Genomic DNA, 17,234 nt, shown 5'->3' with positions numbered 1-17,234 from the left:
TACAAACTTGTAACTTAAATAAGATAAGACAGGGCAAAGTATGGCGAGACGTATTCTGGTCGTAGAAGATGAAGCTCCAATTCGTGAAATGGTGTGCTTCGTGCTCGAGCAAAACGGTTTCCAGCCGGTTGAAGCGGAAGATTATGACAGCGCAGTGAACCAGCTGAATGAACCCTGGCCCGATCTGATTCTGCTGGACTGGATGTTGCCTGGCGGCTCCGGACTGCAGTTTATCAAACACCTGAAGCGTGAAGCGCTGACCCGCGACATCCCGGTTGTGATGCTCACGGCGCGCGGAGAAGAAGAGGATCGCGTGCGCGGTCTTGAGACCGGTGCGGACGATTACATTACCAAACCGTTCTCCCCAAAAGAGCTGGTCGCCCGCATTAAAGCCGTGATGCGCCGTATTTCGCCGATGGCGGTGGAAGAGGTGATTGAGATGCAGGGGCTAAGCCTTGATCCCACCTCACACCGCGTGATGACCGGTGAAAATCCCCTCGACATGGGGCCTACCGAATTTAAACTCCTGCACTTCTTTATGACCCACCCGGAACGCGTGTACAGCCGCGAGCAGTTGCTGAATAACGTCTGGGGAACTAACGTGTATGTCGAAGACCGGACGGTTGACGTACATATTCGCCGCCTGCGAAAAGCACTGGAACTGAGCGGCCACGATCGCATGGTGCAGACGGTCCGCGGCACGGGTTATCGTTTTTCTACCCGTTTCTGAACAATGACAGGAGTGTGACGCGTGCTGGAACGTCTGTCATGGAAAAGGCTCGTCTTTGAACTGATCTTATGCTGTATTCCGGCCTTCCTTCTTGGGGCCTTTCTTGGACACCTGCCGTGGTTTCTGCTGGCGTCGGTCACCGGGCTGCTGATCTGGCATTTCTGGAACCTGCTGCGCCTCTCCTGGTGGCTGTGGGTTGACCGAAGTATGACGCCGCCGCCGGGAAGCGGCAGCTGGGAGCCGCTGCTGTACGGTCTGCATCAGATGCAGATGCGTAATAAAAAGCGTCGCCGCGAGCTGGGAAGCCTGATTAAGCGTTTCCGCAGCGGTGCAGAGTCGCTGCCGGATGCCGTGATTCTGACGACCGAAGAAGGGACGATCTTCTGGTGTAACGGCCTGGCGCAACAGCTGCTGGGCCTGCGCTGGCCGGATGACAACGGTCAAAATATCCTCAACCTTCTGCGCTATCCCGAGTTTACGCTGTACCTGAAAAAGCGTGATTTTACCCGTCCGCACAATCTGAAGCTCAATAATGGTCGCCATCTGGAGATCCGCGTGATGCCCTACAGCGATAAGCAGTGGCTGATGGTGGCGCGCGATGTTACCCAAATGCACCAGCTGGAAGGGGCGCGTCGCAACTTCTTCGCCAACGTCAGTCACGAACTGCGAACCCCGTTGACCGTGCTACAGGGCTACCTGGAGATGATGCAGGAGCAAACGCTGGAAGGCGCGCCGCGTGAAAAAGCGCTGCACACCATGCGCGAGCAAACGCACCGGATGGAAGGGCTGGTGAAGCAGCTGCTGACGCTCTCGAAGATTGAAGCGGCGCCAACGCTGGCACTAAATGACACCATTGATGTCCCGATGATGCTGCGGGTCGTGGAGCGTGAAGCGCAGACGTTAAGCCACAAAAAGCATCACCTGACCTTTGAGGTCGACAATACGCTGAAGGTGCTGGGCAGCGAAGATGAACTGCGTAGCGCTATTTCCAACCTGGTGTATAACGCGGTGAATCATACGCCTGAGGGGACAAATATCGTGGTGCGCTGGCACCATGCCCCAACGGGGGCGGAGTTTAGCGTGGAAGACAATGGGCCGGGGATAGCGCCGGAGCACATTCCGCGTCTGACCGAGCGCTTTTACCGTGTGGATAAAGCGCGATCCCGGCAGACGGGCGGAAGCGGCCTGGGGCTGGCAATTGTGAAACACGCGGTGAATCACCATGAAAGCCGTCTCGATATTCAGAGTACGCTGGGTAAAGGAACCCGTTTCAGTTTCGTTATTCCGGAACGATTAATTGCCAAAAAGATCGCCTGACGGCAGGCGTGTCATTTTACCTTTCCACGGGTCAGCCATCGCTGGCCCGTTTGCTTTGCAGTCAAGCGAAACGCGGATGAATTTTATACGGCTGTCTGTTTTTTGTTCGCATGATTAGCCATGGGTTTTTCTTATAAACAGCGTATTATTCTAACGTGTATTTTCATGCTGGCATATTGTTCTGGTTTTGCGATCCCACCTTGCCTTTAAACGTTATAAGCGTTTAAATTGCGCCCCAGATACTGTCAGACCGACTGTATTTGCGTGGTAAATCGAAAAACTATTCTTCTCCACGCCAGGACGGGAGCATTTCCCGCTGAAATTGAGCAAATTTTCGGCTGTATCGTCCCGTCAGGGATATCGAAAATCTCAATGTTTTCAACACCACATCCACAGGCAGTAAGGTTTTATGACCCATCACTTAAAATCGCGTGACATCATCGCGCTGGGCTTTATGACATTTGCGCTGTTCGTTGGCGCAGGCAACATCATTTTCCCTCCAATGGTTGGCTTACAGGCGGGTGAACACGTCTGGACCGCCGCGTTTGGTTTCCTGATTACTGCCGTGGGTCTGCCGGTTCTCACCGTCGTCGCGCTGGCGAAAGTCGGTGGCGGTGTGGATAGCCTTAGCACCCCGATTGGTAAAGTGGCGGGCGTTCTGCTGGCAACCGTCTGCTATCTGGCCGTGGGCCCGCTGTTTGCGACCCCGCGTACGGCAACCGTGTCCTTTGAAGTGGGGATTGCTCCTCTGACCGGTGACGGCGCGATGCCGCTGTTTATCTACAGCCTGATCTATTTCGCGATCGTGATTCTGGTTTCCCTCTATCCGGGCAAACTGCTGGATACCGTGGGTAACTTCCTGGCTCCGCTCAAAATTGTGGCGCTGATTGTTCTGGCGGTAGCGGCCATCGTCTGGCCAGCGGGCCCGATTAGCGATGCGATGGATGCCTATAAAAACGCCGCGTTCTCTAACGGCTTTGTGAACGGCTACCTGACGATGGATACGCTGGGCGCCATGGTGTTTGGTATCGTTATCGTTAACGCCGCGCGTTCCCGCGGTGTGACCGAAGCGCGTCTGCTGACCCGCTATACCATCTGGGCTGGCCTGATGGCCGGTGTGGGTCTGACGCTGCTGTATCTGGCGCTGTTCCGTCTGGGCTCCGACAGCGCCATGCTGGTCGATCAGAACGCCAACGGTGCGGCTATCCTGCACGCCTACGTTCAGCACACCTTCGGCGGTGCGGGCAGTATGCTGCTGGCGGCACTCATCTTCCTGGCCTGTCTGGTCACCGCGGTTGGCCTGACCTGCGCCTGCGCAGAGTTCTTTGCACAGTATCTGCCGCTCTCTTACCGCACCCTGGTGTTTATCCTCGGCATCTTCTCTATGGCGGTGTCAAACCTCGGTCTGAGCCACCTGATTCAGGTCTCTATTCCGGTGCTGACGGCGATTTATCCGCCGTGCATCGTGCTGGTGGTGTTAAGCTTTACTCGCCCGTGGTGGAACAACTCTTCACGAATTATTGCGCCAGCCATGTTTATCAGCCTGATTTTTGGTATCCTTGACGGGATTAAAGCATCAGCTTTCGCGCACATACTGCCGGCATGGACACAGCGTCTGCCGCTGTCCGAGCAGGGTCTGGCCTGGTTGATGCCTACCGTTGTTGCACTGGTTCTGGCCATTATCTGGGACCGTGCTGCAGGGCGTCAGGTCGCATCGAACGCCCATTAATCAACGGCAACAAACTGTTTAACCACGGGGCTTAAGGCCCCGTGGTTTTTTGTTTTTTTCGTGTTGAATGGCAAGATTTAAATGGAAAGCACTAACAAACTTAAACGTGGATTGAGCACGCGCCACATCCGCTTTATGGCGCTGGGCTCTGCTATCGGCACCGGTCTTTTTTATGGCTCGGCAGATGCCATCAAAATGGCCGGTCCCAGCGTGCTGCTGGCGTACATCATCGGCGGCGTGGCGGCGTATATCATCATGCGTGCCCTCGGCGAAATGTCGGTTCACAACCCGTCTGCCAGCTCATTCTCCCGCTACGCGCAGGAAAACCTCGGCCCGCTGGCCGGGTTTATCACCGGCTGGACCTACTGCTTTGAAATCCTGATCGTGGCGATTGCCGACGTGACGGCGTTTGGCATCTATATGGGCGTCTGGTTCCCGGCGGTGCCGCACTGGATATGGGTGCTGAGCGTGGTGCTGATCATTTGCGCCGTCAACCTGATGAGCGTGAAGGTGTTCGGCGAGCTGGAGTTCTGGTTCTCCTTCTTCAAGGTCGCCACCATCATCATCATGATTGTGGCCGGTTTTGGCATCATCATCTGGGGAATCGGCAACGGCGGGCAGCCGACCGGCATCCATAACCTCTGGAGCAACGGCGGCTTCTTCAGCAACGGCTGGCTCGGCATGGTCATGTCGCTCCAGATGGTCATGTTCGCCTACGGCGGTATCGAGATTATCGGTATCACCGCCGGGGAAGCGAAAGACCCGGAGAAGTCTATTCCGCGCGCCATCAACTCGGTGCCAATGCGTATTCTGGTGTTTTACGTGGGTACGCTGTTCGTGATCATGTCCATCTACCCGTGGAATCAGGTGGGTACCAACGGTAGCCCGTTTGTTCTGACCTTCCAGCACATGGGGATTGCGTTTGCCGCCAGCATTCTGAACTTTGTGGTGCTGACCGCGTCGCTCTCCGCGATCAACAGTGACGTCTTTGGCGTGGGCCGTATGCTGCACGGCATGGCGGAGCAGGGCACTGCGCCGAAGGTGTTCGCCAAAACCTCACGCCGCGGCACGCCGTGGGTGACCGTTGTGGTGATGACCGTGGCGCTGCTGTTCTCGGTTTACCTGAACTACATCATGCCGGAGAACGTCTTCCTGGTGATTGCATCGCTGGCGACCTTCGCGACGGTGTGGGTGTGGATCATGATCCTGCTGTCGCAGATTGCCTTCCGCCGTCGCCTGACGCCGGATGAGGCGAAAGCGCTGAAGTTCAAAGTACCGGGCGGCGTTGCGACGACCGTCGTCGGGCTGATCTTCCTGGTGTTTATCATTGCCCTGATTGGCTACCATCCGGATACCCGCATTTCCCTGTACGTGGGCTGCGCGTGGATCGTCCTGCTGCTGGTGGGCTGGGTGTTTAAATGCCGTCGCGACCGTCAGCTGGCAGAAGCGCAGTAATCTTTTTTCTCCCTCTCCCTGTGGGAGAGGGTTGGGGGGAGGGCATCAGGCCGCACTGATGCCTCCTCCTCCTTTCTCCTCCCCCAATAATCCCGATCGTGATGAGCTATCCTTAACCACCCTGTGGCAAGGTGACGTCAATTTCATCAAAGGGGATTCGTGATGTTAAACGCCTGGCACCTTCCGGTTGCCCCATTTGTTAAGCCAAACAAAGACAACCTTGTGATTACGCTCTGGCTGGCGGGGGAAAATCAGCCTGAACGCGTGACGCTCCGCGCCGAAATCGATAACGAAGAGACCGGGCTGAAAATGCACAAGCTGCGCAGCCAGCCGCAGCCGGGGATCACCGCCTGGCGGGCGAATATCGACCTGAGCAGCGGGCAGCCGCGTCGCCGTTACAGCTTCAAACTGCTGTGGAATAACCGCCAGCTGTGGTTTACCCCGCAGGGGTTTAGCCGTTTCCCGCCCGCACGGCTGGAGCAGTTTGCAGTCGATTACCCGGATAACGGCCCGCAGTGGGTTAACGATCAGGTCTTTTACCAGATTTTCCCGGACCGCTTTGCGCGCAGCGAAAAACGCACTGCCGACCAGGATAAGGTCTACTACCACCATGCGGCGGGCCATGACATTATCCTGAAAGCGTGGGATGAGCCGCTGACCGCGCAGGCGGGCGGATCGACCTTCTACGGGGGCGATCTCGACGGTATCAGCGAAAAGCTGCCGTACCTAAAAAAACTGGGCGTGACGGCGCTGTATCTCAACCCGGTGTTTAAGGCCCCGAGCGTACACAAATACGATACCGAAGATTATCGCCACGTTGACGCGCAGTTTGGCGGTGACGAGGCGCTGCTGCGCCTGCGTAAGAACACCCAAAACGAAGGCATGCGCCTCATTCTTGACGGCGTGTTCAACCACAGCGGAGATTCACACGCCTGGTTTGACCGTCATAATCAGTCGATGGGCGGGGCATGTCATAACCCGGATTCACCGCAGCGCGACTGGTACAGCTTTAACGAGGAGGGCCGTGCGCTGGACTGGCTGGGCTACCCGAGCCTCCCGAAGCTGGATTTCCAGTCGCCAACGCTTGTGAACGAGATTTACGGCGGGGAAGATAGCATCGTGCGTCACTGGCTGAAGGCGCCGTGGAATATGGACGGCTGGCGCCTGGACGTGGTGCATATGCTCGGCGAAGCGGGCGGGGCGCGGAATAACCTTCAGCACGTCGCCGGGATTACGCGCTCGGCAAAAGTAGCCCAGCCGGAGGCGTTCGTCTTTGGCGAGCACTTTGGCGACGCGCGCCAGTGGCTGCAGAACGATGCGGAAGATGCGGCGATGAACTATCGCGGCTTTACCTTCCCGCTGTGGGGATTCCTCGCTAACACCGATATCTCCTACGATCCGAATCATATCGACGCTGAAACCTGCATGGCATGGATGGAGAACTACCGTGCCGGCCTGTCGCATCAGCAGCAGCTGCGGATGTTTAACCAGCTCGATAGCCACGATACCGCGCGCTTTAAATCCCTGCTCGGCAAGGATGTGGCGCGTCTGCCGCTGGCGGTGACCTGGCTCTTCACCTGGCCGGGCGTGCCGTGCATCTATTATGGAGACGAAGTGGGGCTGGACGGCAACAACGATCCGTTCTGCCGCAAAACCTTCCCGTGGGAGCCAGCGAAACAGGACAAGGTGCTGTTCAGCCTGTATCAGCGGCTGGCAAAGCTGCGTAAGCAGAGTCTCGCCCTGCGCTACGGCGGCTGTCAGGTGGTGTACGCCCACGATAACGTGGTGGTATTTGCTCGCGTCTATAACCAGCAGCGCGTGCTGGTGGCCATCAACCGGGGCGAGGCTTGCGAAGTGGTGCTGGATGATTCACCGCTGCTGAAGGTAGCGACGTGGAAGAATAAAGAGGGCAAGGCGACGATACAGGACGGCGTGCTGGCGCTGCCAGCGGTATCCGCAACGATCTGGTCCGGCAGCTAAGACCTGTTAATGTTTCCACCTTTTAAGATGGCGCAAATGCAACGATTTGTGTCAATCTTAACGGATCGTTTACGGTGAAGGTGGAAACATGGACGAGCTTTACATCCTTGGCTGTTTGTTCCTGGTATTTGCGCTGGTGGTGGCACCCGTGCTTGCGGTTATAGGCTTTAATCGAAGTACGGCGGCGCGACAGGAGATCGCCCGACTACGCCAGCGCATAGAGGCGCTTGAGCAGCGCGGCGTGCCTGAGAACGCGCCGGAGCCGGTGCAGACCACGGCGCCGTCGCCTGTGACCGCGCCGGTGGTTGAGGACGCTCCCGCGCCTGTCGACCCCTGGCGCCCCGATACTCCCGCTGCCGTGGCAGAACCGGCCCCGGCCCCGACGCCTGCGGCAAAACAGCCTTCTGCCTTTGGCGGCATCCTGACGTCGCTGGTACGCTGGTTTATGCAGGGTAATCCGCTGGCGAAGCTTGGGATCCTGCTGCTTTTCCTTGGTCTTTCATTCCTGCTGCGCTATACCGTGGAACATTCCCTGTTCCCGCTTGAGCTGCGCCTCGTGGCAACGGCGCTGTTTGCCATCGTTCTGCTGGCGGTTGGGTGGCGGCTGCGGCACAGGCAGCGCGTCTATGCGCTGATCCTCCAGGGCGGGGCGACCGGCGTGCTCTACCTGACGGTGTTTGGCGCCTTCCGGCTCTGGCAAATGTTGCCGATGACGCTGGCCTTTGCGCTGCTGGTGGTGATTTGCGCGGCGAGCGTCGGGCTGGCGGTGCTGCAGAAGGCACTGAGCCTTGCCATGCTGGCGAGCCTCGGCGGCTATCTTGCGCCGCTCCTCTTGTCTACCGGGGGCGGCAGCTTTGTCGCGCTGTTCTCTTTCTATCTCCTGCTGTCTATCGGTATTCTCGCGATCAGCATCTGGCAGCACTGGCGCGAGCTGAACCTGCTTGGGCTGCTGTTCACGTTCGGCGTCGGCGGCCTGTGGGGGCTGAGTGACTACCAGCCTGAAGACTATTGGATCTGCCAGCTGTTCCTGATTGCCAATACGCTGATATTCGGCGTCCTGAGCGTGGCGCTGTCGCTGCGGGCGCAGGAGAAAGGGAAGCAGATTATTGACGGCGTGCTGCTGTTTGCCCCGCCGCTAATCGGTTTTGGGATGCAGTACGGCATGACCCGGCACTGGGAATATGGTCCGGCCCTGAGTGCGCTGGGATACGGCGCATTTTATCTTACCCTCGCCTTCCTTGCGCTGCGGCGCTATCCCTCCGTCGGACGACCGCTGGTCATGGCGGCGCTGGCTATCGGCGGCGGGTTCGCGACGCTCGCGATTCCGCTGGCGCTGTCAGCGCGCTGGACGGCGATGGCCTGGGCGCTGGAAGGGCTGGGTATCCTCTGGCTGGGCGTGCAGCAGCACCAGCGTCGCATGAGCTATAGCGGGACGGCGCTGCTGGTGCTGGCGCTCGGCAGCGCGCTGTGGGCACAAACGAACGGCGTTACGTCGCTGAGTCTGCTGCTGATCTTCGCCATCCTCAGCCTTTGCTGGCTGGCGGCTGGCTGGCTGTGGCGGACTCTCTTCCTGCCGGTCAGCTGGGCGCTGCTGGCTGGCGGGCTGCTGTTCTGGCTCGTGGCGCTATTGGGCGCATCGCGGCTGGCATTGACGCAGGAATTACCGATTCTGGCGGGCGTGCTGGCGCTGACGGCGGCGTCGGTCTGGGGCTGGCGGCAGGTGGCCGCTCGTCTGGCGTGGCGGGAACTGGACGCCAGCAAATGGCTGCTCTGGCCGGTTATGCTGCTGATGGTGGGTTATCAGCTCTGGCACCAGCAGATCGTCTCCGCCGGCTGGTCAAACCTGGCCTGGTGCGTTGCGCTTCCTGCCGCGCTGGTACTGCTGCGGCGCGACGGTGAAAGACTCCTGCCACGCATCGCAATGGGGCTGCATTTGTCGCTCTTCTGGATGATTTTACTGGTGCTGGCCGCCGAGCTTTACTGGTTTGCCCGGTCTCTGCCCTGGGGCATGGCGGCCTGGGGTAGCGGTTTAGCGATGGCCGCAGGCGGCGGGGTGATTATGGCGCTCTCTGCTGCGGTACGGCGTCGCGTGTGGCCATTCCGGGAGTGGCCTGCGCTCTACGCCTGCCTGGCACCGATTCCTGTAGTCGTGGCGCTGCTGGTATTGCTGGTGGTGACCAATTTCCAGGACGGCGTGGTCTATCGTCAGACCTGGCTGCCGCTGGTGAACCCGCTTGAGGAAGGTGCTGCGTTCGCGTTGCTGGGGCTGGTCGTCTTTTATCGGGCGGTGGATCGCTACTACCCGGCGTGGCTTGCGCAAGCGCGCCCGTGGCCTGCCGTCGCGCTCATGGCGTTTGGCTTCTGGTGGCTTAACGGTGCGCTGATGCGCGCCCTGGCCTGGTACGGCGACGTGGCCTGGAATATGGCATCGCTGTGGGATTCGCGGCTTATCCAGACCAGTTTTGCCCTGTTCTGGATGCTGAGCGCGCTGGTGGTCATGATCCATGCCACCCGTCGGGCTTCCCGGCAGGAGTGGCTCTGCGGTGCCGCGCTGCTGGGTGTGGTAATGGTTAAACTGATGCTGGTGGACAGCGCGGGCGGAGGCGGTTTGTCGCGTGCGGTAGCGTTTATCGGCGTGGCGATACTGGTTCTGATTGTGGGGTATTTCTCACCGCTACCGCCCAAAACAGGAGATGAAAAATGAAATGGATGAAAGCGGTAGCGTGTACCGCGCTGCTGGCGCTTTCCGGCCCGGCGTTTTGCGACGAGGGACAAACGGAATCGCCCCGGGACTATGCTTTTGGTCTTTCACTTGATACGTCTGTTCCTTCCCAGTGGTATCGGGTGATGCTGCCGCTCGCCGTCTATGAGCAAAGCACGTCGCCAGATCTGCATGATGTCCGCGTCTTTAACCAGTCGGGCGAGCCGGTTCCTTTCAGCCTGGTCAGCGCGACGCGTCCGCAGGCGTCAGTGCAATCCACGGCGCTGCGCCTCTTCCCGCTGGATGCCTCGCCGCTTGCGGCTTCGCAAGGATCCGGTGATAGCGATAAGATCCTGCTCCGCTCCGGAAACGGTGTTGAGATTGTGCTGGAGGGGCAAAAAGCTGCTGCAGCCGGGCAACATTATCTGCTGACCCTGCCGGAGCAGGCTACGGGGGAGATGGCCATATCCCAGCTGCAGCTGCTCTGGAATTCTCCTCAGACGCCGTGGCAGGGAACGGCGTCGGTCTATTACAGCGAGGATCTTAAGCGCTGGTATACCCTGCGCGAGGATATGCCATTGCTTGACGCCGTCAGCGGCCAGGATCGTCTTAAGCTCGATCGGATCGATACCGATACGGTTTTATCTCCCGATGCGAATCGCTATCTCATGGTGGTGCTGAACGCGCAGAGCCAGGGGATAACCTTGACCGGCGTTAACGCAATCATCGCACCTGCCCAGGCGACCCCGGAAGCGGTCGAGCTTGAGGGGGAAGGGGAGCAGCTATCAACAAGCGAAGCGCAGTGGCGCTGGGCGCGCCCGCAGCCGCTGAGTGCTGTCAGCATCTCGCTGAATGGCGATGGCGTCCTTCCCGTGGAGATAGCGTGGCGGAGTACGGAAAAAGACGCATGGCACCCCCTGAAAAAAGAGGTCCTTTACCGTCTTGAGGGAAAAACGTCGCCACCGGTTTCGCTTAACGGGGGCCTGGTGCAGGCAGTGAAAATCACGACGCTGAATGCGCGTCTGCCAGAATACCTGCCGAGCGTCACGGGACATCGTGACCGCTACGATCTGGTGTTCAACGCCCAGGGGAAAGCGCCGTACGTGCTCGCCTGGGGTAACGGCGCCGCAAAGCCTGCCAGCGTGGAGCCCGGCATGCTGATCCCAGCCGACCTGCGCAAGACCTATGCTATGGCGAACCTGCCGCAGGCCGACATTGTGGATAATGTTGCGTTAGGCGGCGAGGGGCGCCTGACTGCCACTTCTGCGGCCGAGCGAGAGAGCAGGATGAACACCCTGCTGGTGTGGGGCGTGCTGATTGCGGGGGTGATCCTGCTGGCGGGCATGGCCTGGCGCATCTGGCGAGAGACGCAGCGTAAGGCATAAAAAAAGGCCCGCATAAGCGGGCCTTTTTCGTAAACCGTGCCGATTACAGGCTGGATACGTTCTCAGACAGGTATTTAGCCACGCCGTCTGGGGAAGCAGCCATACCTTCTTTACCTTTTTCCCACTGAGCCGGGCACACTTCGCCGTGCTCTTCGTGGAACTGCAGCGCGTCAACCATGCGCAGCATTTCGTCGATGTTACGACCCAGCGGCAGATCGTTCACAACCTGGTGACGAACGATGCCGTTTGCGTCGATCAGGAAGGAACCGCGTAGCGCAACGCCAGCGTCCGGATGTTCGATACCGTAAGCCTGCTGGATTTCGCGTTTGATGTCCGCAACCATTGCGTATTTCACCGCACCGATGCCGCCTTTGTCGACAGGGGTGTTACGCCATGCGTTGTGTACAAATTCAGAGTCGAAGGAGACGCCAACAACTTCCACGCCACGCTTCTGGAATTCTTCATAACGTTTGTCGAAAGCGATCAGCTCAGACGGGCAAACGAAAGTGAAGTCCATTGGCCAGAAGAACAGAACGGTCGCTTTACCGTTGGTGTGCTGTTTGAAGTTGAAGTTTTCAACGATTTCACCGTTGCCCAGAACTGCTGCAGCTGTAAAATCCGGAGCCGGACGAGTTACCAGAACCATATGATTCTCCTGTAGATACTAAGGTTATTTGGAACGCAACGCGAGCCAGTATAGAGAGTGTTCATGGATAAGACAAAGAGGTGGTGACAATCGTTCCGCCAGCTTTTACCTATCAATCCAATCTCCATTAAAGTTGTTTGTTTTTCGCCTGCGCCATCATGCGCGGGTAAAACTGCCAGAAGCGGGTCTCCAGCGCATCGTAATGTTCATCCAGGTCATGCCAGGAATCCCGCAGCGCATCCAGGCGCGGGCGACGGCTCGCCATCCCATTCAACACGTTCTGGATGAAGTCCATCTCGCGATAGCGCTCCAGCCAGCGTTCCGACCACAGATAGTTATTCAGATTCACAAAGCGCGGCGGCGAGTCGGGCAGAATAATCGACACCTGCTGGTGGGCATAGCGCACAAACGCCGGCAGCGGCATCTCCGGTGACAGCTGTTCCCAGTGGCGCGACAGGAAGTGATCCCACATCACGTCGAGCGTGATCGGGGCAACGCGGCGCGTTTCCGGGCGGAACCAGGCTTTGGCTTCCGTCACTTCCGGCAGCTTATCCGTCAGCACGTCGATGCGGCGGTGCATAAAAATCCCGTCGACAACCTCAGGGGAGTAGTCTTCTGCGGGATTACCGCGTACGAAATCGGCCAGCAAATTGCCCGAGAGGGAGCTGTCAGCAAGGTGCGCGAGATGCAGGTGAGCGAGAAAATTCATGCGTTTTATTTGTCCGGGGGCGGCTAGTTGTTGCAGCAAAAGGGTGTGAGCACTAGACTATGCCGCCTGTTTTTAAGTCACGAGTATACGTCATGCGCGTCGCCGATTTCTCCTTTGAACTACCTGAATCCCTGATTGCTCACTATCCCATGCCTGAGCGCAGCAGCTGTCGCTTACTGTCACTGGATGGGCCAACGGGCGAGCTGACGCACGGTACTTTCACCGATTTGCTCGACAAGCTCAACCCTGGCGATCTGCTGGTCTTTAACAATACCCGCGTGATCCCGGCGCGCCTGTTTGGCCGTAAAGCCAGCGGCGGTAAGATTGAAGTGCTGGTCGAACGTATGCTCGATGATAAACGTATTCTGGCACATATTCGCGCTTCTAAGGCGCCGAAGCCGGGCGCGGAGCTGCTGCTGGGCGATGATGAGAGCATCAAGGCGACCATGACCGCGCGCCACGACGCGCTGTTCGAGGTGGCGTTTGACGACGAGCGCACGGTGCTCGATATCCTGAACGCCATCGGCCACATGCCGCTGCCGCCATATATTGAGCGTCCGGACGAAGAGGCCGATCGCGAGCTGTACCAGACCGTCTACAGCCAGAAACCGGGTGCCGTCGCTGCGCCGACCGCAGGCCTGCATTTTGATGAGCCGCTTCTCGAGAAACTGCGTGCGAAGGGCGTGGAGATGGCGTTCGTGACGCTGCACGTCGGCGCGGGGACCTTCCAGCCGGTGCGCGTGGACAGCATTGAAGACCACATCATGCACTCTGAGTATGCTGAAGTGCCTCAGGACGTAGTGGACGCGGTGCTGGCGGCGAAAGCGCGCGGTAGCCGCGTCGTGGCGGTCGGGACGACGTCTGTGCGCTCGCTGGAGAGCGCCGCGCAGGCGGCGAAAAACGATCTTATCGAGCCGTTCTTTGGCGATACGCAGATCTTTATCTACCCGGGCTATCAGTACAAAGTGATTGACTCGCTGGTAACCAACTTCCATCTGCCTGAATCGACGCTGATTATGCTGGTTTCCGCGTTCGCGGGCTATCAGCATACGATGAATGCCTACAAGTCTGCGGTAGAACAAAAATATCGCTTTTTTAGCTACGGGGACGCGATGTTTATCACGTACAATCCGCTGGCTTTGAATGAGCGTGTCGGGGAATAAGTCCGCGGCACCGTTTTACAACGTTGGACTGTTTTTCTGACGTCGGAGAAAAAATGAAATTTGAACTCGATACCACCGACGGTCGCGCGCGTCGCGGTCGCCTGGTGTTTGATCGCGGCGTGGTGGAAACCCCCGCGTTTATGCCTGTGGGCACGTACGGCACCGTAAAAGGGATGACGCCGGAAGAAGTAGAAGCCACTGGCGCACAGATTATCCTCGGCAACACCTTCCACTTGTGGCTGCGTCCGGGTCAGGAGATCATGAAGCTCCACGGCGATCTGCACGATTTCATGCAGTGGAAAGGCCCCATCCTGACCGATTCCGGTGGCTTCCAGGTCTTCAGCTTGGGCGATATCCGCAAGATCACCGAGCAGGGCGTACACTTCCGTAACCCGATCAACGGCGATCCGATTTTCCTCGATCCCGAAAAGTCGATGGAGATTCAGTACGATCTCGGCTCTGACATTGTGATGATCTTCGACGAATGTACGCCGTACCCGGCGGACTGGGACTACGCAAAACGCTCCATGGAGATGTCCCTGCGCTGGGCAAAGCGTAGCCGTGACCGTTTTGACTCTCTGCAGAACAAAAATGCGCTGTTCGGCATTATCCAGGGCAGCGTTTACGAAGATTTACGCGATATCTCTGTTAAAGGTCTGGTAGAGATAGGTTTTGATGGCTACGCTGTCGGCGGTTTGGCTGTGGGTGAGCCGAAGGAAGACATGCACCGTATTCTGGAACATGTCTGCCCGCAAATCCCGGCGGATAAACCACGATACCTGATGGGCGTGGGTAAACCAGAAGATCTGGTTGAAGGCGTACGCCGCGGCATTGATATGTTTGACTGCGTCATGCCAACCCGCAACGCGCGTAACGGCCACTTGTTCGTTACCGATGGCGTGGTGAAAATCCGTAACGCGAAGCATAAGAGTGACACCAGCCCGCTCGATTCCGAGTGCGATTGCTATACCTGTCGCAATTATTCTCGCGCGTATCTGCATCATCTCGATCGTTGTAACGAGATTTTGGGCGCGCGTCTCAATACCATTCATAATCTTCGTTATTATCAGCGCTTAATGGCTGGTTTACGTAAGGCTATCGAAGAGGGTAAATTAGAGAGCTTCGTGACCGATTTCTACCAACGTCAGGGGCGGGATGTTCCACCGTTGAACGTTGATTAATTTTAATAATGAGGGAATTTGAATGAGCTTTTTTATTTCTGATGCGGTAGCGGCAACAGGTGCTCCAGCGCAGGGCAGCCCGATGTCTCTGATTCTGATGCTGGTTGTGTTCGGTCTGATCTTCTACTTCATGATCCTGCGTCCACAGCAGAAGCGCACCAAAGAGCACAAAAACCTGATGAACTCCATTGCGAAAGGCGATGAAGTACTGACTAACGGTGGTCTGGTCGGTCGCGTAACCAAAGTGGCTGAAAACGGCTACATTGCTATCGCCCTGAACGACACCACTGAAGTGGTCATCAAACGTGACTTCGTAGCTGCCGTTCTGCCGAAAGGCACCATGAAGGCGCTGTAATCCCAACTTTTCCCAAAGGGAACTGCCGTGTTAAACCGTTATCCTTTGTGGAAGTACATCATGCTGGTCGTCGTGATTCTCGTCGGCCTGCTGTACGCGCTTCCCAACCTGTATGGTGAGGATCCGGCTGTTCAAATCACTGGCGCGCGCGGTGTCGCCGCCAGTGAGCAAACGCTGATCCAGGTCCAGAAAACGTTACAAGAAGAAAAAATTACCGCTAAGTCTGTGGCTCTGGAAGAGGGGGCAATTCTTGCTCGCTTCGACACCACCGACACGCAGCTCCGCGCTCGCGAAGCGCTGATGGGCGTGCTGGGTGACAAATACGTCGTGGCGCTTAACCTTGCCCCTGCAACCCCGCGTTGGCTGGCTGCGATGAAAGCAGAGCCAATGAAACTCGGTCTTGACCTGCGTGGCGGCGTTCACTTCCTGATGGAAGTGGATATGGATACCGCGCTTGGCAAGCTGCAGGAACAGAATATCGACAGCCTGCGCAGCGATCTGCGTGATAAAGGCATCGCTTACACCACCGTGCGTAAAGAAGATAACTACGGCATGAGCATCACGTTCCGCGACAGTGCGGCGCGCGATCAGGCTGTAGATTACCTGACCCAACGTCACCGTGACCTGGTCATCACCTCTCAGGGCAGCAACCAGCTGCGCGCGGTGATGACCGATGCGCGTCTGAAAGAAGCGCGTGAATATGCCGTTCAGCAGAACATCAACATTCTGCGTAACCGTGTAAACCAACTGGGCGTGGCTGAGCCGCTGGTACAGCGTCAGGGTGCTGACCGTATCGTGGTTGAACTGCCGGGTATCCAGGACACTGCGCGTGCGAAAGAGATTCTGGGTGCGACCGCAACCCTGGAATTCCGTCTGGTGAACTCCAACGTCGATCAGTCCGCTGCAGCCGCAGGGCGTATTCCGGGTGACTCCGAAGTGAAACAGACTCGCGAAGGTCAGCCAGTTGTGCTGTACAAACGCGTGATTCTGACCGGTGATCACATCACCGACTCCACGTCGAGCCAGGACGAATACAACCAGCCGCAGGTTAACATCTCGCTGGATAGCGCGGGTGGTAACATCATGTCTAACTTCACCAAGGACAACATCGGCAAGCCGATGGCGACCCTGTTCGTGGAGTACAAAGACAGCGGTAAGAAAGATGCAAACGGTCGTGCGGTGCTGGTGAAAGAGGAAGAGGTGATTAACATCGCCAACATCCAGTCTCGTCTGGGTAACAGCTTCCGCATTACCGGTATTAGCAACCCGAACGAAGCGCGTCAGCTCTCCCTGCTGCTGCGTGCCGGTGCGCTGATTGCGCCAATTCAGATTGTTGAAGAACGTACCATTGGACCAACACTGGGTATGCAAAACATCCAGCAGGGCCTGGAAGCGTGTCTGGCCGGTCTGGTTGTCTCTATCCTCTTCATGATCTTCTTCTATAAGAAGTTTGGTCTGATTGCGACCTCCGCGCTGATCGCCAACCTGGTGCTGATCATCGGCATTATGTCCCTGCTGCCGGGGGCGACGCTGACCATGCCGGGTATTGCGGGTATCGTCCTGACCCTTGCGGTGGCGGTCGACGCCAACGTACTGATTAACGAACGTATCAAAGAAGAGTTGAGCAACGGTCGCTCTATTCAGCAGGCGATTGACGAAGGCTATAAAGGGGCGTTCAGCTCCATCTTCGATGCGAACGTAACAACACTGATTAAGGTTCTTATCCTGTATGCAGTGGGTACTGGCGCGATCAAAGGCTTTGCGATTACAACCGGTATCGGTGTCGCAACGTCAATGTTTACCGCTATTGTCGGCACCCGTGCCATCGTGAACCTGCTGTACGGCGGCAAGCGCGTCAAAAAGCTGTCTATCTGAGGAGTGCG

13 protein-coding genes are annotated in these 17,234 nt (G+C 57.6%); 11 read left to right on the top strand and 2 right to left on the bottom strand.

Annotated features, from left to right (window positions below):
- Positions 1-40 precede the first annotated feature (40 nt).
- The 7 genes from phoB (at position 41) to ACDO57_RS13150 (ending at position 11,297) form a co-directional block, all read left to right on the top strand.
- Positions 41-730, top strand: coding sequence for a phosphate response regulator transcription factor PhoB (gene phoB, locus ACDO57_RS13180; RefSeq protein WP_008503265.1), 690 nt, complete (start codon positions 41-43; stop codon positions 728-730).
- 21 nt (positions 731-751) lie between these two features.
- Positions 752-2,047 (top strand): phosphate regulon sensor histidine kinase PhoR, encoded by a 1,296-nt coding sequence (gene phoR, locus ACDO57_RS13175; protein WP_023310544.1) that lies wholly within the window; start codon positions 752-754, stop codon positions 2,045-2,047.
- Positions 2,048-2,456: 409 nt separating this feature from the next.
- Complete coding sequence (brnQ, locus tag ACDO57_RS13170) at positions 2,457-3,776, top strand: branched-chain amino acid transporter carrier protein BrnQ (protein ID WP_024906795.1); 1,320 nt, start codon at positions 2,457-2,459, stop codon at positions 3,774-3,776.
- Between the two features lie 81 nt (positions 3,777-3,857).
- The gene (gene proY, locus ACDO57_RS13165) at positions 3,858-5,231 is read left to right on the top strand and encodes a proline-specific permease ProY (protein WP_370884079.1); all 1,374 of its coding nucleotides are present in this window, start codon (positions 3,858-3,860) and stop codon (positions 5,229-5,231) included.
- Positions 5,232-5,393: 162 nt separating this feature from the next.
- A complete protein-coding gene (malZ, locus tag ACDO57_RS13160) occupies positions 5,394-7,211 on the top strand; it encodes a maltodextrin glucosidase (RefSeq protein ID WP_370884078.1) in 1,818 nt (605 codons plus the stop codon).
- Positions 7,212-7,299: 88 nt separating this feature from the next.
- Entirely contained in the window at positions 7,300-9,915 is a 2,616-nt protein-coding gene (locus ACDO57_RS13155) for a DUF2339 domain-containing protein (RefSeq protein WP_370884077.1), read from the top strand.
- Complete coding sequence (locus ACDO57_RS13150; protein ID WP_032646147.1) at positions 9,912-11,297, top strand: DUF3999 domain-containing protein; 1,386 nt, start codon at positions 9,912-9,914, stop codon at positions 11,295-11,297. The genes ACDO57_RS13155 and ACDO57_RS13150 overlap by 4 nt, the downstream gene beginning before the upstream one ends.
- A gap of 43 nt (positions 11,298-11,340) precedes the next feature.
- Here the strand turns inward: ACDO57_RS13150 and ACDO57_RS13145 are convergent, their stop codons facing one another.
- Together ACDO57_RS13145 and acpH are read right to left on the bottom strand one after the other, a co-directional pair.
- Entirely contained in the window at positions 11,341-11,943 is a 603-nt protein-coding gene (locus tag ACDO57_RS13145; protein WP_008503347.1) for a peroxiredoxin, read from the bottom strand.
- Between the two features lie 127 nt (positions 11,944-12,070).
- On the bottom strand, positions 12,071-12,652 hold the full coding sequence (gene acpH, locus ACDO57_RS13140) for an ACP phosphodiesterase (protein ID WP_370884076.1): 582 nt from the start codon (positions 12,650-12,652) through the stop codon (positions 12,071-12,073).
- A gap of 92 nt (positions 12,653-12,744) precedes the next feature.
- On the opposite strand from acpH, the gene queA reads away from it, so the two are divergent.
- The 4 genes from queA to secD are packed head-to-tail and all read left to right on the top strand — an operon-like array spanning position 12,745 to position 17,226.
- Positions 12,745-13,815: a tRNA preQ1(34) S-adenosylmethionine ribosyltransferase-isomerase QueA gene (gene queA, locus ACDO57_RS13135; RefSeq protein WP_370884075.1), complete on the top strand. Its 1,071-nt coding sequence runs from the start codon at positions 12,745-12,747 to the stop codon at positions 13,813-13,815.
- A 53-nt stretch (positions 13,816-13,868) separates the two neighbouring features.
- A complete protein-coding gene (tgt, locus tag ACDO57_RS13130) occupies positions 13,869-14,996 on the top strand; it encodes a tRNA guanosine(34) transglycosylase Tgt (protein ID WP_003859110.1) in 1,128 nt (375 codons plus the stop codon).
- A 22-nt stretch (positions 14,997-15,018) separates the two neighbouring features.
- Entirely contained in the window at positions 15,019-15,351 is a 333-nt protein-coding gene (gene yajC, locus ACDO57_RS13125; RefSeq protein ID WP_003859109.1) for a preprotein translocase subunit YajC, read from the top strand.
- A 27-nt stretch (positions 15,352-15,378) separates the two neighbouring features.
- Positions 15,379-17,226 (top strand): protein translocase subunit SecD, encoded by a 1,848-nt coding sequence (secD, locus tag ACDO57_RS13120; RefSeq protein ID WP_071995326.1) that lies wholly within the window; start codon positions 15,379-15,381, stop codon positions 17,224-17,226.
- Positions 17,227-17,234: the final 8 nt, after the last annotated feature.

This window comes from Enterobacter cloacae complex sp. 2015409, assembly GCF_041365315.1.
Lineage (GTDB): Bacteria > Pseudomonadota > Gammaproteobacteria > Enterobacterales > Enterobacteriaceae > Enterobacter > Enterobacter pseudoroggenkampii.
This window is presented reverse-complemented; position numbering and strand designations above follow the sequence as displayed.